The sequence below is a fragment of the Bradyrhizobium sp. 87 genome, from assembly GCF_023073015.1.
In the GTDB taxonomy this organism is placed as follows: domain Bacteria; phylum Pseudomonadota; class Alphaproteobacteria; order Rhizobiales; family Xanthobacteraceae; genus Bradyrhizobium; species Bradyrhizobium canariense_D.
The window spans coordinates 73,624-95,761 of the sequence record NZ_JADPIQ010000134.1 but is presented as its reverse complement, the minus strand read 5'-3'; the positions used below and the strand labels follow the sequence as shown (position 1 = coordinate 95,761).

General features: G+C 64.0%; 21 protein-coding genes. 7 read left to right on the top strand and 14 right to left on the bottom strand.

The window, feature by feature from the left end; translation table 11 throughout:
• Positions 1 to 387: 387 nt before the first annotated feature.
• Entirely contained in the window at positions 388 to 1,536 is a 1,149-nt protein-coding gene (locus IVB50_RS36510) for an ABC transporter substrate-binding protein (protein WP_018458718.1), read from the top strand.
• Positions 1,537 to 1,570: 34 nt separating this feature from the next.
• Here the strand turns inward: IVB50_RS36510 and IVB50_RS36505 are convergent, their stop codons facing one another.
• Complete coding sequence (locus IVB50_RS36505) at positions 1,571 to 2,329, bottom strand: SDR family NAD(P)-dependent oxidoreductase (RefSeq protein ID WP_018458719.1); 759 nt, start codon at positions 2,327 to 2,329, stop codon at positions 1,571 to 1,573.
• A 163-nt stretch (positions 2,330 to 2,492) separates the two neighbouring features.
• Here IVB50_RS36505 and IVB50_RS36500 point away from each other — a divergent pair, with 163 nt between their 5' ends.
• From IVB50_RS36500 to IVB50_RS36475, 6 genes are read left to right on the top strand one after another with little or no spacing between them, the layout of a single operon-like run.
• Positions 2,493 to 3,752 (top strand): extracellular solute-binding protein, encoded by a 1,260-nt coding sequence (locus IVB50_RS36500; protein ID WP_018458720.1) that lies wholly within the window; start codon positions 2,493 to 2,495, stop codon positions 3,750 to 3,752.
• A gap of 50 nt (positions 3,753 to 3,802) precedes the next feature.
• Positions 3,803 to 4,696, top strand: coding sequence for a sugar ABC transporter permease (locus IVB50_RS36495; protein WP_088930799.1), 894 nt, complete (start codon positions 3,803 to 3,805; stop codon positions 4,694 to 4,696).
• Complete coding sequence (locus tag IVB50_RS36490; RefSeq protein ID WP_247299707.1) at positions 4,689 to 5,537, top strand: carbohydrate ABC transporter permease; 849 nt, start codon at positions 4,689 to 4,691, stop codon at positions 5,535 to 5,537. The genes IVB50_RS36495 and IVB50_RS36490 overlap by 8 nt, the downstream gene beginning before the upstream one ends.
• A gap of 22 nt (positions 5,538 to 5,559) precedes the next feature.
• Entirely contained in the window at positions 5,560 to 6,657 is a 1,098-nt protein-coding gene (locus IVB50_RS36485; protein ID WP_247299704.1) for a Gfo/Idh/MocA family oxidoreductase, read from the top strand.
• Between the two features lie 10 nt (positions 6,658 to 6,667).
• A complete protein-coding gene (locus IVB50_RS36480) occupies positions 6,668 to 7,312 on the top strand; it encodes a ThuA domain-containing protein (protein WP_026233644.1) in 645 nt (214 codons plus the stop codon).
• Complete coding sequence (locus tag IVB50_RS36475; RefSeq protein ID WP_026233645.1) at positions 7,309 to 8,358, top strand: LacI family DNA-binding transcriptional regulator; 1,050 nt, start codon at positions 7,309 to 7,311, stop codon at positions 8,356 to 8,358. Before IVB50_RS36480 ends, IVB50_RS36475 begins: the two co-directional genes overlap by 4 nt.
• Positions 8,359 to 8,381: 23 nt before the next feature.
• On the opposite strand, the gene IVB50_RS36470 is transcribed toward IVB50_RS36475, so the two are convergent.
• From IVB50_RS36470 to IVB50_RS36410, 13 genes are read right to left on the bottom strand one after another with little or no spacing between them, the layout of a single operon-like run.
• Complete coding sequence (locus IVB50_RS36470; RefSeq protein ID WP_026233646.1) at positions 8,382 to 9,008, bottom strand: NAD(P)H-dependent oxidoreductase; 627 nt, start codon at positions 9,006 to 9,008, stop codon at positions 8,382 to 8,384.
• Positions 9,009 to 9,011: 3 nt separating this feature from the next.
• A complete protein-coding gene (locus IVB50_RS36465; protein ID WP_085394193.1) occupies positions 9,012 to 10,586 on the bottom strand; it encodes an isochorismatase family protein in 1,575 nt (524 codons plus the stop codon).
• 18 nt (positions 10,587 to 10,604) lie between these two features.
• A complete protein-coding gene (locus IVB50_RS36460) occupies positions 10,605 to 11,453 on the bottom strand; it encodes an MBL fold metallo-hydrolase (RefSeq protein ID WP_007593031.1) in 849 nt (282 codons plus the stop codon).
• Between the two features lie 41 nt (positions 11,454 to 11,494).
• Positions 11,495 to 12,379 (bottom strand): amidohydrolase family protein, encoded by an 885-nt coding sequence (locus IVB50_RS36455; protein WP_247299702.1) that lies wholly within the window; start codon positions 12,377 to 12,379, stop codon positions 11,495 to 11,497.
• Positions 12,376 to 13,497 (bottom strand): VWA domain-containing protein, encoded by a 1,122-nt coding sequence (locus IVB50_RS36450; protein WP_018458728.1) that lies wholly within the window; start codon positions 13,495 to 13,497, stop codon positions 12,376 to 12,378. Before IVB50_RS36450 ends, IVB50_RS36455 begins: the two co-directional genes overlap by 4 nt.
• A complete protein-coding gene (locus IVB50_RS36445) occupies positions 13,494 to 14,375 on the bottom strand; it encodes a MoxR family ATPase (RefSeq protein WP_018458729.1) in 882 nt (293 codons plus the stop codon). Before IVB50_RS36445 ends, IVB50_RS36450 begins: the two co-directional genes overlap by 4 nt.
• A gap of 7 nt (positions 14,376 to 14,382) precedes the next feature.
• A complete protein-coding gene (locus IVB50_RS36440; protein WP_085352430.1) occupies positions 14,383 to 15,405 on the bottom strand; it encodes a molybdopterin cofactor-binding domain-containing protein in 1,023 nt (340 codons plus the stop codon).
• 1 nt (position 15,406) lies between these two features.
• Positions 15,407 to 17,002, bottom strand: coding sequence for a molybdopterin cofactor-binding domain-containing protein (locus tag IVB50_RS36435; protein ID WP_247299701.1), 1,596 nt, complete (start codon positions 17,000 to 17,002; stop codon positions 15,407 to 15,409).
• An 11-nt stretch (positions 17,003 to 17,013) separates the two neighbouring features.
• A complete protein-coding gene (locus tag IVB50_RS36430) occupies positions 17,014 to 17,490 on the bottom strand; it encodes a (2Fe-2S)-binding protein (protein WP_007593025.1) in 477 nt (158 codons plus the stop codon).
• 5 nt (positions 17,491 to 17,495) lie between these two features.
• Positions 17,496 to 18,314 (bottom strand): FAD binding domain-containing protein, encoded by an 819-nt coding sequence (locus IVB50_RS36425; RefSeq protein ID WP_018458732.1) that lies wholly within the window; start codon positions 18,312 to 18,314, stop codon positions 17,496 to 17,498.
• Positions 18,311 to 18,760, bottom strand: a complete 450-nt coding sequence (locus tag IVB50_RS36420) for an SRPBCC family protein (protein WP_018458733.1) — start codon at positions 18,758 to 18,760, stop codon at positions 18,311 to 18,313. The genes IVB50_RS36425 and IVB50_RS36420 overlap by 4 nt, the downstream gene beginning before the upstream one ends.
• Before the next feature lie 5 nt (positions 18,761 to 18,765).
• The gene (locus IVB50_RS36415) at positions 18,766 to 19,203 is read right to left on the bottom strand and encodes an SRPBCC family protein (protein ID WP_018458734.1); all 438 of its coding nucleotides are present in this window, start codon (positions 19,201 to 19,203) and stop codon (positions 18,766 to 18,768) included.
• A gap of 9 nt (positions 19,204 to 19,212) precedes the next feature.
• Positions 19,213 to 22,116: a flotillin family protein gene (locus IVB50_RS36410; protein ID WP_026233647.1), complete on the bottom strand. Its 2,904-nt coding sequence runs from the start codon at positions 22,114 to 22,116 to the stop codon at positions 19,213 to 19,215.
• Positions 22,117 to 22,138: the final 22 nt, after the last annotated feature.

Below are 22,138 nucleotides of genomic sequence, written 5' to 3'. Positions count from 1 at the left end.
TGTGCGGTTTTCCTGCGTGTGCTTTTCGCGCAGCGGACCGCGGGTGCCAGCCGGCACCCGGCCTTCCCTGCGCCCTCTTGGACAAGAGGGTGAAGCGACCAAGCAAAGCTCGGGCGAAATGCGCCGCGAGAACGCGAAGGCGTGTCCGTCTACCTCGAGATTCCGGTTCGAGCACCGATGTCTTGTCCCTAACGCTAGGGACAGACACGTTGCCGCGATCCGCTTAGCATGATCCGCCCGCTTGCTCGGGACCGCAGGAGGGAACGCGTATGTCGGACGACGTGCCTTCTGGGCAGCGTCGGTGCGTCCCGGAGAGCAGTGCAAGCTCGAGCCGGGGCGCCCGATGCAGCCGGCGGAGTCATCAAAGCGGACAGGGAGGAACGGGACATGAAGATCGGTTTCGCGCGAGCCTCGCTTCTTGTGGCATGCGTCCTTTTTGGAAATGCTGCTCACGCGGACATCAAAATTGGAATTGTGATTTCGGCAAGCGGCCCGGGATCCGCTCTGGGACAGCCGCAGCTCAAGACGGTTGCAGCTCTTCCGAAAGAGATCGGCGGAGAGAAGGTGACCTATATCGTCCTGGACGACGAGTCGGATTCGACCAAAGGGGTCCAGAACGCACGCCGGCTGGTGATCCAGGATAAGGTCGACGTGCTGGTCGGCTCCTCTCTGACCCCGGTGACCATGCCGATGCTGGATGTCGCGCTCGAATCGAAGACGCCGCTGCTGTCGCTCGCTGCCGCTACGGCCATCGTTCAACCGATGGATGAGAAGCGTGCCTGGGCTTTCAAGGTCGTTCCCAATGACGACCTCATGGCGGCCGCCATCCTCAAGCATATCGCGACATCAGGCGTGAAGACGCTCGGCTATATCGGCGTTTCGGATGGCTACGGCGAGGGCTACTACAAGGAGGTGAGCCGCCTCGCGCCTGCGTTGGGGCTGACCGTAGCCACACATGAGGTCTACGCGCGCGCCGACACCAGCGTCACCGGTCAGGCGCTGAAGGTGATGTCGACCAATCCCGATGCCGTCTTCATCGCGTCCGCAGGAACTCCGGCCGTCCTGCCGCAGCAGGCGCTCCGCGAGCGCGGATACGCCGGGAAGATATTTCAGACACACGGCGTGGCCAGTGAGGAGTTCATCAAGCTCGGCGGCGCGAACGTCGAAGGTGCGGTATTCGCGGGCGAAGCTTTTACCATTGCCGCCGATCTTCCCGCAGGAGATCCGTTCCGTCGTTCGACGGAGGAGTTCGTGACCGCGTATGAAGCGGCGAACGGACAAAAGCCCAACATGTTCGCTGCTCACCTCTGGGATGTCGTGGCACTGATCGGAAAAGCTGCACCGGATGCGCTGAAGACGGCAAAGCCTGGCACAATCGAATTTCGCGCGGCGCTGCGGGACGCACTCGAGCGTGGGCAGAACATCTATCTCAACAATGGGCTGTCGAACATGAGCAAGGCCGATCACAACGGCTATGATGAGCGCTCGGCCTTTCTCATCAAGGTCGAAGGCGGGAAGTTCCGCCTGGCAAAGTAGCGGCGCGCCGATGCACGATCTGGTCTGGTCCGCCTCAGACCCAGCCGCCATCGACGATGTAGTGCTGGGCTGTGCAGGCAGAAGCCTCGTCGGAAGCGAGGAAGATGGTGAACTTCGCGACCTCGTCGGGCATGAGCTTGCGCTTCAGGCATTGTCGTTGCATGAGCTCGACCTCGCCCTGGGGTGTCATCCATTTATCGAGCTGGCGCTCAGTCATGATCCATCCCGGCGCTATCGCGTTCACGCGGATATTGTAGGCGCCGTAATCGCGCGCCAGAGAGCGTGTGAGACCGATCACACCCGATTTGCTGGCGGTGTAGGCGGCCATGCCGCCTTGTCCGGCGATCCACGATACCGAGCCGAAATTGATGATAGCGCCGGCGTTCGCCGCCTTCATGTCCGGCAACACGGCCTGCGCAGCAAAGAACTGGTGCTTCAAGTTGACCCCGATGCGGTCGTCCCAATATTCCGGTGTCATTTCCTCGGTGCTGTGCCGCTCGTCATGCGCGGCATTGTTGACGAGGATGTTGATCGCGCCGCGCACATTGCGCGCCTCCGCGACACCGGCACGTAACGCGGCAATATCGGTCAAGTCGACACGCATGAAACGCGCGCTAAGACCTTGATCCGACAGCTCGCGTGCCAGCGATTGGCCCGCGTCGACATTGATGTCGAAGAACACGACATTGGATTTCTGCTGTGCGAAGCGCCGCACGATCGCAGCGCCAATTCCCGATGCGCCTCCGGTGACGAGAACGACCTTGCCGGCGAGGTCGGAATAAACGGCAGCCATGGATATCCCTCGATTTGCGTTGGGGGCAGCGCGACGCGGCCCGACTCTCCCGCTCACCTTAGCGACCTCCCTCGTGAGGTGCATAGGTCAGAATTTCAGTTGCGTACCTCAAAAATCGAAGGCAGGATTGCATCAAAGAATAAGAGCCCTTGGGAGGAATGTGATGAGACTGCTCGGGAAACTGGGACTAGCCGTTGTCGCATGCCTGTTCGGAGCGAAACTCGCTGCGGCCGAAACGACGGTCAAGTGGCTGCACATCGAGGCCAACCCGGCCCAGGTCAAAATCTGGGAGGAGGTTGCGCGCGCCTATGAGGGGTCGCATCCCGGCGTCAAGGTCGAGATGCAGTTCCTCGAGAACGAGGCCTACAAGGCCAAGCTGCCGACCATCCTGCAATCCAGGGACCGGCCCAACATCATCTACAGCTGGTCCGGCGGTGTCCTGAAGACGCAGATCGAGGCCGGCGTGCTCGACGACATCACCGATTCCGTGAAGGGCTACAGCGACAGTCTCACACCCGCGGCGCTCGCCGCCTTCACCAGCAACGGCCGTGTTTATGGTCTGCCCACGGCGCTCTCGCAGGTCGGCTTCCTCTGCAACAAGGAGCTGATGGCCAAGGCGAAGGTCGACCCTGCCGGGATCAAGAGCTGGGACGATCTGCTTGCTGCCGTGAAGACGTTGAAATCCGCCGGCGTGACCCCGATCGTGGTCGGCGGCGCCGATAAGTGGCCACTGCACTTCTACTGGACGCATCTTGCTGTGCGCATCGGCGGCAAGGCGGCGTTCGATGCGGCGCTGCGTGGCGAGAACGGCGGCTTTGCCGGGGAAACCTTCCAGAAATCCGGCGAGCTGTTCAAGCAACTCGTGGATCTCCAACCGTTCCAGAATGGCTTCCTGGGTTTCAAGAACCCGCAGGCGGTCGGCTATTTCGGCGACGGCAAGGCGGCGATGACGCTCGCGATCAGCACGGTCTATCATCTGCAGCGCGCTCTCGCCGCCGACAAGATCGGATTGACCGAGGACAAGATGTGCTGGTTCGACTTCCCGGTCGTGACCGGCGGTAAGGGCGCGCCGACCGATACGCTCGGGGGCATCACCGGTTGGCTGATTACGAAAGGCTCGCCGAAGGAGGCTGTCGATTTCCTGAAGTACTTCGTCTCCAAAGAGGTGCAGACGCGGCTTGCCGCCGGCAACTTCATCATCCCGGTGGTGCAGGGCGCGGATGTCGGCCTCAACAACGGCTTCATGAAGCTGATCGCCGCCAATCTGGCGAAGTCGAACTACCACCAGAACTTCTATGACCAGAGCCTGGGTCCGTCCGTCGGCCGCGTCGTCAACGACGTCACGGCCGAGATCGCCGGCGGCAGCATGAGCCCGCAAGAGGCTGCCAAGGCGATCGAGGCGGCGTGGAAACAGGGCAACTGACGGTGACGCGGCGGACCGCGAGCGTGTCGGCGATCGGCGCTGCTGGCGAGATGGTCCCGCAGGTCACGGTCCGTGGCCCGAGTTGGGACGGCAGGCTGACGGTGCTCATCCTGTTCCTGCCGCCGGCGCTGCTGTTGTTCACGTTGTTCGTTGTGCTGCCGATCGGCGAAGCAGCTTGGTACTCGGGCTTCAATTGGAACGGATTCGGCAGGCCGACCAACTGGATTGGCCTGGACAATTACCGCTTTGTGCTGGAGACCCGCGCCTTCTGGCTCGCTCTGCGCAACAACGGCCTGATCATCGCTGTTTCGCTCGCCATCCAGCTGCCGCTTGCGCTCACCCTGGCCTTGATGCTCGCCGAACGCTTTCGAGGGGCGGTGGCGCTGCGCATGCTGGTCTTCATGCCCTATATCCTGGCGGAGATCGCAACCGGGCTGATCTTCAGCTTCGTCTATGATGGCGACTACGGCCTTGTGGCCTCGATCTGGCGCAGCTTCGGCGCCGAGCCGCCGCATCTGCTTGCATCGACGGATACGGCCATGCTGGCGGTGCTGATCGTGGTCGTCTGGAAGTACTTTGGCTTCCACATGATGCTATTCATCGCAGCGCTCCAGGGCCTCGACAAGAGCCTGGTCGAGGCGGCGCGTATCGACGGCGCGACCCGATCGCAAGCCTTGCGACATGTGGTCATCCCCTTGCTCTATCCGACGATAAGGCTATCCGTGTTCTTCGCCATCGTCGGCTCGCTGCAGCTGTTCGACCTCGTCATGCCGCTGACGCGCGGGGGGCCAGCGGACTCCTCGAACACGATGGTGAGCTTTCTCTACAACAACGGCATCTCGCGCATGCGGGTCGGCTACGGCAGTGCCATCGGCGTCATTTTGTTTGCGATCTGCGTGACCTTTGCCTTCACGTACAAGCGATGGTTCATGCGCGATGAGTAATGCCAAGGCGATCCGCGCGCCATTCGATCCCGCAATGCTGTTCAAGCTGGTGTTCCTCGCCGTCGTCGCCATCATCGTAGTGGTCCCGCTGCTTGCGACCTTGTTCGGTGGTTTCAAATCGCTCGGCGAGCTGCGCGTCAATCCGTTCGGCCTGCCACGTCACTGGGAGTGGCAGAATTACGCCGACATCCTGTTCTCGGCACGCTACTGGCAGCTCTTGCGCAACTCGCTGATCATCTCGACCCTCACGGTGGCCCTGACCCTGATCGTCGCCTCGATGGCGGCGTTCACCTTCGCCCATATCAGGTTCTATGGCAGCTCGATGCTGCTGAGCTACCTGACGCTGGGCCTGCTGTTTCCAGCCGCGACAGCGGTGCTGCCGCTCTTCATCAAGGTCCGCGATCTCGGATTGCTCGATACATACTTTGGCGTTGCGCTGCCGCAGACGGCTTTCAGTCTCGCCATGAGCGTGCTGCTGCTGCGGCGTTTCTTCAAGGACATCCCGTACGAATTGCTGGAGGCCGCGCTGGTCGACGGCTGCAGCTATATCAAATTCTTCCGCTATGTGACCCTGCCTTTGTCCCGGCCGATCCTGGCGACCGTCGGTACCATCACTTTCGTCAACAGCTGGAACGCCTATCTGCTGCCGCTGGTGATGCTCAACACCGACGCGCTCTATCCCTGGCCGCTCGGTATCATGATTTATCAGGGCGAGTATTCGTCCGAGTGGCATCTGATCCTGGCCTTCATCACGTTGACCATCCTGCCGACGATCATTCTCTTCCTCCTGGCGCAGAAGCACATCGTCGCAGGCCTCACCGCCGGCGCGGTCAAGGGATGAACGGTACCTCACGGAGATCACAATGAGAAAAGTCGGCATCGGCATCATCGGCTGCGGCAATATCAGCACCGCTTATCTGAAGGCGGCCCAGCGCTTCGCGGTCATGGAAATCAAGGCGCTCGCCGATATGCGCAGCGATGCGGCAGAGCGGCAGGGCGCCGCCTTCGGGTTGCCGGCGATGCGGGTTGATCAGCTGCTCAAGCGAGACGACGTCGAGATCGTCATCAATCTCACCGTGCCACTCGCCCACACCGACGTCAGTCTCGCAGTGCTGAACGCCGGCAAGCACGTTCATTCCGAGAAGCCGCTCGGCATCAACGTCACGGAAGCGCGCAAGGTGATGGAGCTCGCTGCGCAGAAGAGTCTTCGCGTCGGTTGCGCACCCGATACGTTCCTTGGCGGTGGGCACCAGACCGCGCGCAAGCTGATCGACGATGGCGCGATCGGCACGCCCGTGGCCGGCAGCGCCTTCTTCGGCTGCCCCGGCCACGAGCGCTGGCATCCGGCGCCGGGTTTCTATTATTTGCGCGGCGGCGGGCCTATGCTTGACATGGGCCCGTACTACATCACCGATCTCGTGCAGCTGCTCGGCCCCGTGGCGAGCGTGATGGGTTCGACCGCGCGCCCGAAATCCGAACGGCTGGTCACCAGCCAGCCGATGAACGGAACGCTGATCCCGGTCGAAGTTGCGACCCATGTCGCCGGCACGCTCGAATTCGAGAGCGGGGCGATCGTCTCGATCGCGATGAGCTTTGACGTGCCCAAGCACCGGCACGCGCCGATCGAGATTTATGGCGACAAGGGCAGCATGCTGGTGCCGGACCCGAACCGCTTCGGCGGCGAGGTGCAGGTCGCCAAGGCTGGCGGCGACTGGGAGCCGGTCCCGCTGACCCACGGTCATGTCGATGGCGAGTTCCGTTCCATTGGCGCCGCCGATATGGCCTCCGCGATACTGAACAACCGGCCGCATCGTGCGAGCGGCGCGCTCGCTTTCCACGTGCTGGAGGTGATGGAGGCGTTCCAGATCTCTGCCGACGAAGGCCGGCGCGTCAAGATCGAGAGCCGCGTCGAGCGGCCGGCGATGCTGCCGGCCGGGCGCGAAACCGGACAGATCGACTGAGGGAATGACCATGCGCAAGGCAATGATTGTATGGGGCGGCTGGCCGGGACACGATCCCGATCTCTGCGCTTCGATGATCCGCGGCTGGCTGAAGGCTGAAGGCTTCGAGGTGCGGATCGAAACCACCACCGCCGCGTTCGCCGATCCCGCGATTCACGACCTGTCACTGATCATCCCGATCTACACCATGTCGAAGATCGAGAAGGCGGAAGCGCTCAATCTCTGCGCTGCGGTCCGAAGCGGCGTCGGGCTCGCCGGCCATCATGGCGGCATGGGTGACGCGTTCCGCGATTCCGTCGACTACCAGTTCCTGTGCGGCGGGCAGTGGGTTGCGCATCCCGGCAACATCATCGACTACAAGGTCGACTTGACGAAGCCGGATGATCCCATCATGAAGGGCCTGAAGAGTTTCGAGCATCGTTCCGAGCAGTACTACATGCATGTCGACCCCGCCAACGAGGTGTTGGCGACGACGACCTTCACCGGCGAGCACGCGCCCTGGATCGAGGGCGTGGTAATGCCCGTGGTCTGGAAGAAGCGATACGGCGCGGGCAGGGTGTTCTATTCCTCGCTCGGCCACCGCGCCTACGAGCTCGACGTACCGGAGATCCGGACGTTGATGACCCGCGGCATGCTGTGGGCGGCGCGCGAATGAATGCTGGTGCGAGCCAGCCGGTGATTCGTGCCACGCTTGAGGACGTTGCGCGCACGGCGGGTGTTTCGCTCGCCACGGTCGACCGCGTCGTCAACCGGCGCGAGGGCGTGCGCGCCAAGACCGTCGCGCGGGTCGAGGCCGCGGTGGCAAAACTCGGCTATCGAGCCGACGTCGCGGCCGCGCGGCTTGCCCGCGGGCAGACGTTCCGCTTTGCCTTTGTGCTGCCGACGGGCAGCAACAGCTTCATGACCAACCTGACCGAGCAGGTCCAGCGCACCGCAGACTGGCTCGCCGGCCAGCGCGGCTTCATTGATATCCTGCGTGTCGACGTGTTCGATCCGGACGTACTCGCCGCCGCGCTGGAAAATCTCTCGCCTGCCTATCAGGGCGTCGCCGTGATCGCGCTCGACCATCCCAGGGTGCGCGCCGCGATCGACGAACTCACTGCGCGCGGGGTCGCTGTGGTGACCCTCGTGTCGGACGCGCCGAGCTCGCGCCGGCTGCACTATGTCGGCATCGACAACCCGGCGGCAGGCCGCACCGCTGCAACGCTGATGGGACGGTTCCTCACTGGTCGCAAGGGGACGGTGGCCGTCATCGCGGGATCGTTGTCGCTGCGCGATCACACCGAACGGCAATTCGGCTTCCACCAGATCCTGTCCAGCGAATATCAGAGCCTAGTCGCGCTGCCGGTGATCGAGGGCCGCGACGACAGCGAGCGCACCCGGGAGCTCACTGCGGCACTGCTCGCGCGCCAGCCCGATCTGCGCGGCATATACTGCTGCGGCGCCGGGAACCGTGGCATCGCCGACGCGCTTGAGGCCTCGGGACGGGCGCGCGAGGTGGTCTGGATTGCCCATGAGCTGACCCAATACACGCGGCGTTTCCTGGTCCGCGGCACGCTCGATGCCATCATCAACCAGGATCCCGGCCACGAGGCACGGTCTGCGGCGCGAGTCCTGCTCGCGCATTGTTCGGGTGAGCCGATCAGCCCCGACCAGGAGCGCATCCGCATCGACATTTTTCTGCGGGACAATCTGCCGTAGCCTCGACTGACCTGCGGGGCGCATCAGAAGCTCTCGGCCATTGCGGCCAGGCGTCGATGGGCTCGTTCGCGAGCCACCTCAATGGGCTGTTGCGGTCCGGTGGTTGGTCCGATCGGAATGAAACGGACATTGCTGATGCCGACAAAACGCAAAATTTCGCGCAGGTAAGGCGCTGCCATGTCGATGCGCCCGCGATTCATTCCGGTGGCGAAATCGCTGCCACTGGCAATGATGACGATGGTCGGCCGGTCCTTCAGCAACGGGATATACCCCAGCGACGGATCGAACCGAAAGGTGAGCCCGGGCTGGACGATAATGTCGAACCATTGCTTGAGCTTATAGGGAATGCCGAAGTTCCACATTGGCGTCGAAATCAGCACCCGCTCGGCGAGCGCTAAGCGCACCGCCATCCGCTCGGCTTCCGCGAAGCTGTCCCGCTGCGCGTCGTTGAAGGCCTGCGCCTTCATCCGTGCATATTTGGCTTCGACAATGGGGCCTGAAAATTCCGGCAAGCGCTCGCGCCAGAGATCCATAACGTCCACGTCCCAGTCGGGCCGAGCTCGGCGAAAGCCGTCGAGGAAAACGCATGCGCCGGCGCCTGACCAGGAGTCGCCGCGGGGCGAGCAAGACAGGTGCAGGAGCTTCGCCACCGCTCATCCCAGCGCTTTGATGACCGCATCGGCCTTGGTCACGACGGCGACGTTCTGCATGGCGAAATTGATCGACGCGGCGTGCCAATCGGCGTTCATGGTCGAGCAGCAATCCTCGGGAACGATCATGAAGTAGCCCTTGTCGGCACCGGTCCGCGCTGTGTGCTCAACTGACATGTTGGTCCAGGCGCCGGTGTTGATGATCATGTCGCGGCCGGTGGCTTTCAGGATCGTTTCGAGCCTCGTGCCTTCCCAGGCACTCATTCGCACCTTCTCGACCACGAAATCGCCGGGCCGTGGTTCGAGACCTGACACCGGTGCCGCCCCCCAGCTTCCGCGCACCATCGCCTTGCTGTCGACGAGACCCTCGAACAGCGGCGCATTCAGCGTCACGCCGGGCGCGCCGGGCTCGACGACGAACCAGACATGAATGATGGCCACGCCTCGCGCCCGCGCCGTTTCGGCTAGGCGGCGGACATTCTCGACGACGCGCTGCTGCTTCGCGTGACCTGGCGCGCCGGAATCGGCAAAGGCGCCGCCATCCATGATGACGTCGTTCTGGAGATCCTGGATGATCATGGCGCAGCGTCGCGGGTCGAGCTGCATTTCGCCGTCGGCAAGGATGGGGGCAGCGGAAGCAGAGCCCGCGGCCGCAGTGCCGCTGCCTCGCTTGCCGCTCATATAGGGCTCGTGGCGCGGTCCGACCCTGGTGGGAATTGCATAGACCGAGTGCGTCGAAGTCAGGTACAGCGTGCGGAAATCCGGCCCGCCCCAGGTAAGGTTGGCGACGAGTTCGGGCAGGCGGAGCTTGCCGAGCAGCTCGCTCCGCGGCGAATAGACCCAGACCCCGCCGGGTGCCGTAACCCAGACGTTGCCGTGCTGGTCGCACTTCATGCCGTCGGGCAAGCCGGGCTCGAGCTCGGAGCGGATGGCGCTCGCGAACACCCGCGCGGTCGACAGGGAACCGTCAGAATTGACATCAAACACGCGGATGAGTGCCTGCACGGTGTCGTTGACATAGAGCAGTTTCTCGTCGGGCGAGAAGCACAGCCCGTTCGGCTGGTCGAACAGATTGCGGTCCACGACGAGCTTCGGGTCGGCGCCGGGCACGACGCGATAGACGCCCTGGAAACCGAGCTGCCTCGGCCGCTCGACGCCATAGACCGGCATGCGGCCATACCAGGGGTCCGAGAAATAGATCGCGCCGGAGGAGTGCACGCAGACGTCGTTGGGGCTGTTGAGCTCCTGTCCCCCAAAGTGCGAGGCCAGCACCTCGCGCCGTCCGTCCGGCCGCTCGCGGATCAACGACGATGTCGCGTGCTCGCAAACGATCAAATTGAGCTCGGCGTCATAGGTCATGCCGTTGCATTTGTTCGAGGGACGCTTGACCTCGGCGACGCCGCGCCGCGCATCCCAGCGCCGGCGCACGTCGCCCGGCATGTCTGAGAACAGCAGATAATGATCCACCGGATGCCAGATCGGTCCTTCCGTAAAGTCAAAACCGGTGCCGATTTGCGCGACTGGTGCGTAGGGATCGATCAGGGTCTCGAATTCGGAGCGCAAGGTGACGTGGGTCATCGGTCGATCCTCTGGCGTCTAGGCCGGAAACCAGTTGCGCTGGGGCAGAGACTGCACGACCGGCCCAGGCACCTGGTCGTGCAGCCGGCCGACGACGTTGCCGCCTTCGATCTTGGCGGGGCGGTCGTGGACCGGCAGCAGATAGCGCGAATTGCTGAGCAGCTTTTTGATGGCGGCCTTCTCGGCCCGCTTGGTGGTGCCGTGGTTGCCAGTGGTGCGCGGCTCCCAGTCGTGGATCTCGTTGAAGGGCGTCACGATCTGGTCGTTGAAATCATAGATGACGTCGCCGCAGATGGTGGCGATGCCGTCGGCCGTTTCGACGATGATATTCATCGATCCCTCGGTATGCGCATTCGCGGCGTCGCAGTAGACACCCGGCATCAACTCGATGGGACCTGTGATCTCGAGGTCGAGAAAGCGCAGCGCACTCTTGGTGTGCAGACGGTCGATCAGATGCTTGATATCCGGTGCCGGATATTGCGGATGCATCAGGCCGGACACAGAATATTCAAGCTCCCGACGGTTGAGGACGACGGTCGTGTTCATCGGAAACAGATCGTCCTTGCCGGCGTGGTCGATGTGCAGATGGGTGTGGCAGACGAAACGCACATCGCCCATCCGCACGCCGTGCCGCGCAAGCTGGTTCTCGATCATGTGCTCGTGATACTGCAGGCCGCGCATCCCCAGCGTTTCCATGATCTGGTTGGAACGGTAACCGGTGTCTACCACGACCGGATACTTGCCGCCGAGGATCAGGAAACCGAGGGTGAGGACGCGGCGGGTGCGGCCGCAATCGCGGCCGAGAACCAAAAAGCTCGATTCCAGCTCAATATCGCCATAGTCCAAAATCTTGATCTCCAGCGGCATTCCGTCCCTCCCTGTGTCCGTTCTCGTTGTTTCCTCGGCGCTCAGAGCCGATAGACGCGCATAGCGGTGGTCTTGAAAATGGCTTCGCGCTGATCATCGCGTAGCGGCGCCGCGGCGGCACGGAATGCATCGATCAACGCGCGATAGCTGGTCCACAATTTCTCGATCGGAAAATTCGAGCCGAACAGGCAGCGTTCGGCGCCGAAGATCGCAATCGTATCGGTCAGGACGGATGCGATATGCGCGGGGTCGTTGCGGTGGATGAAGGTTCCGAGCCCCGATAGTTTCGACACGACGTTCGGGCATGCGGCGAGGCGGGCCATCCCGGCGCGCCACGCGGCGCGGCCTGCCGGTGAAAGGTCCTCCAGCATGCCGGCGTGCTGGAGGATAAAGGTCACCTTAGGGCAGGATTCCGCAAGGCGCGCAGCGTCAGGCATCTGTGGCGTGAACACCTGAAGCTCAAAGCTCCAGCCATAATCCGCAAGGCGGGCGATATCGCGCTGGATCACGGGATCGGTGCAAAGGTCCGGCCGCGCGGCAAAGCGATAAAGCGGGTTCTCGTGCCAATGCAGTTGCATGCGAACGCCGCGTACGAGGGCATAACGCTTCAGGCGGTCGAGCTGTGGACGCACGTCGTCCACCGAAAAGTCGGCGTAAGCTACGATGGCATGCGGCCAGCCGTGCTCCTCGGCGGTCTGCTGCACCCAAGCGGCCTCGTCCTCGAAGCGGTCATTGGCCCAGTTGGTCTGGACATAGACCGAGCGGGTAACGCCGCTGCCCTCGATGTCGCCGAGATATTCCTCGATCGGGTAATCGCGCCGGATCGGCTCGTACGGACCGAAGATGCGCGGCTGCATCGGACCCACCAGCCAGGGCAGGTCGGTCTGGCGCCAGATATGATGGTGCCCATCGACGACGTCGGTCACGCAACTCTCCTTTGTCCCAGCGCCAGCACATGCGCGACGATCGACGCGCTCGAGCCACCATCGACGAGGTCGTCGACGAAGCGTTCGATCGCGACCAGCGCTTCGGTCTGCGGGCGAAAGTCGGGACCAGCCGCGAGCGGTGTCAGCCAGCTCACGCGCCACGCACGGCGCGATAGTTTCGCGACCGCATCGCGCAGCGCATCGGGTTCGCCCCGTTCCAGGCCGTCGGAAACGATGATCACGGCAGCGCCCCGCGCGTATCCACCGAAGCGGGGCACGGCGAGAAACGCCTGAAGCGCATCGCCGATTCGGGTGCCGCCGTCCCAGTCGCTGACCGCATGGGCCGCCGCCCTGAGCGCCTGCTCTCGGCGTTTGAGTCGCAACGGGCGGGTGATGCGGGTCAGCCGCGTGCCGAAGGTGAAGACCTCGACGCTGGGCGCCGCCTGCACCAACGTGTGCGCGAACTTCATATTCTCTTCGGTGCGGGTCTTCATCGAGCCGGAGACGTCAATCAGAAGCAACATCTTGCGTGGGCGCTGCCGCCGCTTCAAACGCCCCAGCCGGAGAATTTCGCCATCGCTGCGAACGGAGTCGCGCAGGGTGCGGCGCAAATCGGCGTAGGGTCCGCTGCGAGCCCGCATGCGGCGATGGCCGCGCCGCTTCGGCAGGCGCCTCGGCGCCTCGCGGGACAGCCGGCGCAGCGCATCGGTGGTCGAGAGCTGCGCAAAGCGGCGCTCGACCAGGGTTTCGGCGCGCGCAGCTGCGAGACCGGACTCGTTGGCCTCGTCCGACAACAGCGGCTCGTCGTTTCCACGGGCCTCCTCTTGCAGCCGAACAGTCTCGTCGTCCTCACCGTCATCGACGCGCTCGATTGCCTCGTTTCCGCGAAAGTGCAGATCGAACAGCCGGTCGAACGTTGCGCGACGCTCCGGTGGAGGAGCCAGTGTTGCGAGGGCTGCCTGCCGAATGTCCTCCAGGCTGCGGGGACCGAGCAACTGGATTGCGGCAAGGAACGACGTCGTCTGTTCCGGTGCGACGGCAAATCCGTTCGTTCGCAACAAGCCGACGAACGAGATGAATACACGCGCAGCGCGCGGCAGTTCGGGTTCGGCGCTCATGCAGAGGCCTCCGCCAGCAGGGCATCGAGGCGCGGCGAAATGAAGTGCAGATCCTCCTCGTCTTTCAAGGCAACGCCGATCGAGCGCCTGAAGGCATCAGGCCACCGTGCGCCACCCTTGTGCAGCAGCGTGGCGGCCTCGGCCCAGTCGACGGCCTCGGCGATCCCGGGCGCCTTGCTGAGTGGTTCGCGTCGCAGCTTCTCGACGGCGGCGACGACGGCCCGCGCGGTCCCCTCGGCGACGCTGGAGGCCCGCATCATCACGATGCGCGCTTCGCGCTCGGCGGAGGGATAGTCGATCCAGTGATAGACGCATCGCCTCCGCAACGCTTCATGAAGATCCCGCGTGCGGTTCGAGGTCAGGACGACAACCGGGCGCTCAGAGGCGCGAACCGTACCGCGCTCCGGAATCGAGATCTGGAAGTCGGACAGGAACTCGAGCAGGAAGGCTTCGAATTCTTGGTCGGCGCGGTCGATTTCGTCGATCAGCAGCACAGTTGAGTCAGGTGCGCGCAGCGTCGCCAGCATCGGTCGCTCGATTAAAAACGTTTCGCCGTAGATGTCGACGCTCTCATCGCCGGCCTGGCGGATTGCGAGCATCTGGCGCGGATAGTTCCATTCGTAGAGTGCGGCAGATGCGTCGATGCCTTCGTAGCATTGCAGGCGGATCAGGCGGCGGCCGAGGACCGCGGCAATGGCTTTGGCGGCCTCGGTCTTGCCGACGCCCGGCGCGCCCTCGAGCAGCAATGGCTTGCCGAGTGCCAGCCCGAGATAGGCTGCGGTCGCCAGCCCCTCGTCGGCAAGGTAATAGGCTGCCCGAAGCGCTTTCTCCAGTGCCTCTGGGCTGTCGATGCCGACGATGTTGCTGCGGACGGCCATCGAGACCTCAGCGCCGCGCCTGAGGGCGCGCGCCGCCCTCGGCCTTGATCGCGCGCAGCACCTTCTCCGGCGTAATCGGCAGATCGTCGATGCGCACGCCGACGGCGTTGAAGATGGCGTTCGCAACGGCCGGCAATACGGGATTCGCGCACATTTCGCCGGGCCCCTTGGCGCCGAAGGGGCCATCGGGAGCGGGGCGTTCCAATACGGCGATGTCGTGCGGGCAGATATCGCCAGGACCGGGCATGACATATTCGACGAAGTCGCGAGGGCCGTGGACCGGGTCGGGATAATAGGGTTCTGGCGTCTCGTAGAGCGCGTGACTGACGCCCATCCAGGCGCCGCCGACGAGCTGTTGCTCGACCAGGCGCGGGTTGAGCGCACGGCCGAGCTCATAGGCAGAATCCATGCGGATCATCGTGACCTCGCCGGTCTCGTCGTCAACCTCGACCTCGGCGACGAGACAGGCATGGGCGTAACAGGTCGCCGGCGACATCTCGCCGGTTTCCGGATCGACATTGGACAGAGGAACCAGGAAGATGCCGCGGCCGGCGATGGTCTTGCCCTGCTTGAACTGCGCGGCGATGGCGACGTCCTTGGTGGAGATCGAGCGGTGCGGCGCGCCCTTGACGTGGATGTTGCCACGTCCGTCGGTTTCGAGATCGGCGGCGTTGACCTCGAGTTCTTCTGCGGCCGCCTCCATCATCACGCCGCGCGCCTCGCGCGCCGCCGCCATCACTGCATTGCCGACGCGATGGGTGCCGCGCGAGGCGAACGAGCCCATGCAATGCGGGCCAGTATCGGAATCGGCGGTATCGACATAGACGTCCTCGACGGGTACGCCGAGCGTCTCTGCGCAAATCTGCCGCGTGACCGACTTCATGCCTTGGCCGAGGTCGATCGAGGACAGCGCTACGGTGAACTTGCCGCTTGGATTGGAATGAACCAGGGCTTGGCTGGGATCGCCGCCGAGGTTCATGCCGATGGGATAGTTGACCGACGCGATGCCGCGTCCGCGATGTCGCGTCATCTCAACGCCTCCTGGTGCCGAACACGGATGAGAATCGGCCCGCCCCATGCGAGGGCGATGTTGGTCGCGGTGGCGATGGCGGTGGCGGCGCGGGCGGTGGGGGCTCGCGCGGGGGTTCGCGCGACGCGGCCGTTGGCAGGCGATCATAGCTCGTGCGCTGCTGCGCCGGCGCGGTCGTCCGTACGTGGATGTCGGCAGGCGTCCGCGGGATGGCAGCGCGGCTGCCGCCTCCGTCTTTGCGGGAGGAGGCGCGCTTGAACTCGTCGCGGATCGGCCATTTGGCTTTCTCGGCCGCGACCTGGACGCACTCGATCAGCGCCGTGTTCTTGGCCTCGCGCCGATGCGCCTTCATGTCGCCGTCGCGATAGGCATTGAGGATGCGGAACTCCATCGGGTCCATGCCGACGAGGTTCGCGAGCTTGTCCATCTGGCATTCGATCGCAAAGTCCATGGCGGTGACGCCGAAGCCGCGCATCGCGGTTGCAGGCGTACGGTTGGTGAAGACGCAGTAGACGTCGCCATAGACGTTCGGGATGGTGTAGGGTCCTGGCAGATGGGCTGCGCATTTCACCGCTGCATAACTGGAGAGCCGCGTATATGCGCCGCTGTCGAAATATGCGCGGATCTTTCTCGCGACGACGCGGCCATCGCGCATCACGCCGTCCTTGATGTAGATGCGCTCGGCGCCGCGCGGCGGGCCGTATTGCATCTCTTCTTCGCGTCCGAACACGTAGCGCACGGGACGTCCCGTCAGCATCGCACCCAGGATGCATAACGGTTCGGTCAGCGTGTCGACCTTGCCGCCAAAGCCGCCGCCGACGGTGCCGCCAATGAAATGGAAGGTGTTGGAAGGGACGTCGAGGATCTTGGCGCAGGTGTCGACCGAGAAGAACAGCGCCTGCGTCGACGTATAGACGACATAGCGCCCGTTGGTGTCGGGCGCCGCGATCGACCCATTGGTTTCGGTCGGCGCGTGCTCGATTGGTGACATCTGGTAGCGTTGTTCAAGCACGTGATCGGCGGTCGCGAGTGCGGCATCGGCATCGCCGAAGCGGAGCTTTTGGTGGTCGTATGTGTCGTGATAAATGAAGGCATTCTTCGGATAGGTATCGTTGACGACGGGCGCGCCGGCCTTCAGCGCATCTTCCACGTCGAACACGGTTGGCAACGGCTCATAGTCGATCCGCACCTTTGCGATCGCCTCGAACGCCTCGCGCTCGCTGTCGGCGACGATGGCCAGGATCGGCTCACCCTTGTAGCGGACCTTGTCGACGGCCAGCGATGGTTCGTCGTCCTTGCCGAAATTGATCAGGCTCAAAAGTGTGTTGAGGTTGCGGGGCACGTCGGAGCCGCGGATGATCCGGCGCACGCCGGCTGAGCGCTCGGCGTCCGCGGTATCGATCCGCCGGATCCTTGCATGCGAATGGGTCGAGCGAACGACTTTCAGGTGCAGCATGCCCTGGAGCTTGTGGTCGTTGAAATAGCTCGAGGTGCCCGTGACATGGCCAAGCATGTCCTGGCGCTGTGTGCCCTTGCCGATCTCGTTGAGATTATCGTCGCGCTCGTCGGCGAAGATGTCCTTGCGTAGTTCCAGCATGATCTGGTCCTTCAGGCGCTCACCCTGCCGCCGGAGGCGGCGAGGATGGCGTTGATGATCGGCTCGTAGCCGGTGCAGCGGCAGATGTTGCCGGAGATCGCCTCCACGATCTCGGCGCGGCTCGGGGAGGGATTGCGGTCGAGCAGCGCCTTGGCAGCCATCAGCATGCCCGGCGTGCAATAGCCGCACTGGGCAGCAAAATTCTCGGCGAAGGCGCGCTGCAGCGGATGGAGGTTCGGTCCCTGCTTCAGGCTATCCAGCGTCTCGACAGAGCGGCCGGCGACGGTCTCGGCCAGCGTCAGACAGGAGAGATGGAGCTCGCCGTCGATCAGGACGCTACACGTGCCGCAGCCCCCCTGGCCGCAGCCGAATTTCGGCGTCATGTCGCCGATCAATTCGCGAAGCGCGACGAGCAGGTTGGTGCCGCCATCGACGAAAATGGCGACATCGCTGCCATTGTGACGAAATTGCAGGGCAGTCTTGGCCATACGATCTATTCCTGACCCAAGAGAAGACGACGCAGATGGACGCCGACGATCTCGCGGCGGTACCAGGCGCTGCCGAGCGCGTTGTCGGAGGGCGATGTTCCTTCCGCCGCTGCGGAGGCTGCGGCCGCAACGGTCGCGGCATCGAGCGAGCGACCTTCCAGAGCGCGTTCGGCCGCCCGCGCACGTATTTGCGTCGGCGCCATCGATCCCAATGCGATTCGTGCCCCGGCGACCCGCCCGCCACTGATGGGCAGATGTGCGGCGAGCGTGATGACCGAGCCGCCCTTGGGCTTGATCCGTGCGATCTTGCGGTAGCGAAAAGCCTCCGCGCTAGTCGGTCGCGTGCATGACACCGACAGCACGAGCGCGCCCGCCTGCCTTTCACGTGACTGCAAAAACTCCTCAATTGGAATGTCGCGCGATCCAAAGCCGCCTTGCAGGGCCACCGTGGCATCGAGCGCAAGCAGGGCGACGGTGAAATCGCCATAGGGATTAGGCGCAAACAGATTGCCGCCCACCGTACCCATGTTGCGCACCGCCGGGCCGCCAATCGAGCGGGCAGGGGCGTGCAGGAAAGCGAGGTCACGCTCGCCCAGAATCCGGGCGAAAGTTACGCCAGCACCCAAGGTGATCCGCGGACCAGATGGGTCGATGCGCGTCAAGGCTTGGTCATTGGCGCGCACGATGGTCGAGAGCGAGATATCGCCTTCGTTCAGAGCGCGCATCACGAGCGTGCCGCCACCGAGATAGCGAGCGGTGCGATCGGACGACAGCGCGGCGGCGGCCTCGCTCGAGCTTGTGAAGGTCTTCACCGTCACAGTCATGTTGACACAGCCTCCTTGAGGTGTCGGCGGATCGCTACGAATCCCGCTTGGTAGATATCTTCCGCGACCATGTGGGTGATACGATCCTTGTCCTCCGGCCGCGTCGAGAAGCGCGATTCCCAGTGCCAGAAGGTACGGTCGCCGTCCGTCACGGGCAGCAGGCGGACGTGGGCTACGTAGTTGAACATCGGGACCGGCGTATCGAGCAGGCAGTAGCTGAAGGTCTGCTCCAGATCCGACAGCGTCAGCAATTGCTCGCGCAGCTCCGAGCCGTCCTGCAGCTTGAACCGCCTGACGCAGCCGATCTTGTCCGAGGCCTGCGCCCGCTCGATGGTGGAGGCCGCGACCGCCGGATGCCAGCGATCGTGCCCGTTGAAATCGCGCAGCACCGCCCACACGGACCCGGTCGGCGCATCCAGGATCGTGCTCTTGACGATATGCGGCACTGCGCTCAGCCTCCGAACTGGCGTTTGAGGGCGTCGAAGCCGCCCTGGAACACGCCGCCGCCGATATTCGCGACAAGCTCCGCCTCCCGCTCGGGTGCGCATTCGAACTCAGCGGTCCATTCCATGAAGGTCTGGTCGCCATCCGTGACCGGCGTCAGCCGAAGCGTCGCGACGTAGTCCTCGACCCCCATCGGGGATTCGAGGATCGAGTAGGTGCAGAACATGTCGTAATCGGACAGGCCAAGCAGCTTTTCCCGGATGCGATCGCCGTTGCGGAGGCGAAAATCCCTGACGCAGCCGATCTTGTCGGAGGGCTCGCCACCCTCGATGCGGCTTTCCGCAATCGCGGGATGCCAGTTCGGCAGACCGTTGAAGTCGCGCACTCGCGCCCAGACGCGATCGTTGCGCGCCTTGACGACGGTCGAGACGTAGACGCGGGCCATGGTGCGACCTCAGCTCTTCTTTCGGGGGCTGCGCTCGGCGGGCGGCTCGCCGTCGGCTGCAGGCGAGGGTGCAGCGGCTGGCTTCTCGCCACCGCCGCCGCTCTTGCGCGCGGAGTCCTTGATGCCCTGCATGTCGCGAGCTTCCCGGATCAGGCCTGGCATCTTGGCGAGGCTGCCACCTTCGACGCCGATGTCCGCCAGAAGCGAATCGATCAGCGGCGCCTGGACGCGGTAGCGCAGCGCCGAGTCGATCACCTCGTCGGTGGCGCTACGGCCGCCATTCCCGCCATGGCCGTTGCCGTTGAGACCATCGACTTGCAGGATGCGGATGCCCTCGATCTTCTCCATCGGCTTGACGCTCTCACGGACGATGCCCTCGATGCGGTCGAGCAGCTTTCTACGGAATAGCGAGTAGCGCGCCTGGTCGGTCAGCACGTTCTCGGCCTCGTTGAGCATACGCTGCGCCTCGGCCTCGACTGCAGCGCGGATCCGTTCGGCTTCCGCGGCAATTCGCGTCTCCTCGGCCTGCTTCTCGGCGATCAGGATCTCCACGGTCTTGCGACGCTTCGCGATCTCGCTCTCGCGCGCGGTTATGACGCGCTCGGTGGCTTCAGTGGCATGCACCCGCGCTTCCTCAGCCGAGGCCTTGGCCGCGGATTCCTCCAGCGACTTGAGGTGGATAGCAATCGCCTTTTCCATCAAGACGGTCTCGACCTCCTTCTCGCGATTGATTTCGAGCTTGCGCAACTCGCGCTCGCGGCCGATGCGGGCCTCGTCGAGGCCGCGATCGGAGGCGATGCGGGAGCGCTCAACCTCTTCCCGCGCGGCAATCTCGGCTTCCTGGAGCGACTGGACGCGAGCGACTTCGAGCTGTTCGATCGAACGGCGGCGCTCGATTCGCGCCGCCTCTAGCGCATGCTCGCGCGAGACGTCGGTGGTCTCGACCTCCTTGCGCGCGACAATCTCGGCCTGCCTGACCTGGCGGTCGGCGTCGATGCGCTCGGACTTCTTGGTCGAGAGCGCGATGACGCGGTCCTCATCCGCGATCTCGATCGCCTTCTTGTGCTCGATATTGAGGACTTCGCGCTTCTTGGAGGACGTGATCCGCTCGGCCTCGAGCGCGAGATCGACGCCGATGCGCTGGCGCTCGATGGCGTCGCGGCGCTTCAACTCGGCCGCCTCGAGCACGGCTGAGCGCTCGATCTCGAGCGCGCGTGTGTCACGCTCGGCCTGGATACGCTCGGCTGCAACGGACTTCTCCTGCGCGATCCGGGCGGCTTCGATGGCTTCCCGCGAGGCAATGTCGGCTTCCTCGACGGCGCGGTTGCGGGCGATTTCCAGCGACCGCACGCGCTCTTGCTGGGTGATGCGGGCAGCTTCGGTGGCTTCGCGCGCCGCGACCTCTGCGACTTCCAGCGTCTGATTTCGCTCGATTTCCAACTGCCGGGTATTCTGCTCGACCGCGATGCGCTCGACGGCGAGCCTGTGCTCCCGGTCGATTCGCGCCGCCTCGACCGCGCGCTGCGCCTCAATCTCGGCTTCCTGGATGTTACGCACCTGCTGGATCTCCAGCGCACGGGTGCGCTCATCGGATGCGATGCGCTCGACATTGACAATCATGGTCTGGGCGATGCGGGCCTTTTCGGTCGTCTCGCGGGCAGCAATCTCGGCTTCGTCCACGGCGCGGGTCCGGTCGATCTCGCGGCGCCGGGTCTCCTCTTCGTTAGCGATGCGGGCGTCGGTCACGACGCGGTCCTGCTGGATACGCGCTTTCTCGATCGCTTCGCGGGCGGTGATCTCGGCTTCCTCGACGGTCCGCATCCGCTCGATTTCGCGCTGGCGCACCTCGCGCTCGGAAGCGATGCGGCTGGTATCGATCGAGCGCTGGTTGGCGATCCGGGCTTTTTCGATTTCCTCCCGTGCGAGCAGTTCCTTCTCCTCGATGGTGCGGGTGCGCTCGATCTCCCGCTGGCGGGTCTCACGCTCCGAGGCGATACGGGCTTCGGCGATCGCCTGGTCGTTGGCGATTCGCGCCTTCTCGATGGTTTCACGGGCGGAAATCTGCGCCTGCTCAGCTTCGGTCTCGCGCAGGGCCCGTTCGCGTGCGACCTCGGTGCGTTGCAGGGCGCGGCGCATCTCGATGTCACGCTCCTGTTCGAGGCGCGCCGTCTCGCTTTCGCGTTCGATCTCGAGAGCCTGCCGCTCGGCCTCCAGGTTGCGGGAGCGGATCTTGATCATCGAATCCTGCTCGATGTCGTTGCGCAGTTTGCGCTTGGCCTCGATGTCCTCCATCAGGCGGGTCAGACCTTCGGCGTCGAAGCGGTTCGAGGGGTTGAAGAATTCGAGATCGGTCTGGTCGAGATCGGTGATCGCGACTGATTCCAGCTCGAGCCCGTTCTGGGCGAGGGCCTCTGCGGCGTTCGCCTTGAGGCGGGCGACGTACTCACCGCGCTGCTCGTGCATCTGCTCGAGGGTCATCTCCGAGGCAACGGAACGAATGGCCGAGATGAATTTGCCGGCGAGGAGGGCGTGGAGCTGTTCGGGCTCCATGGTGCGGCGGCCGAGTGTGGCGGCCGCGATAGACACGGCTTCGCGGGTCGCCTGCACGCGGACATAGAAATCGGCCTCGATGTCGACGCGCATGCGGTCACGGGTGATCACGGCGTCCTGGCGGGAGCGCACGATGCCCATCGGCTGCACGTTCATGTTGACGGGCGTGTAGTCGTGGATGAACGGCAGCACGAAGGCGCCGCCGTTGATCACAACGCGCTCGCCGAGCAGGCCGGTCCGGACGAATGAGGTCTCCTTGGACGAGCGGTGATAGAGCCAGTTCACGATGTAGACGCCGACCACGATCACCACGACGGCGACGATCAGCCAGAGGATCAATTCACCGACCAGAGTCCCTGACATGTTTCTCTCCCTCGACCTTTCG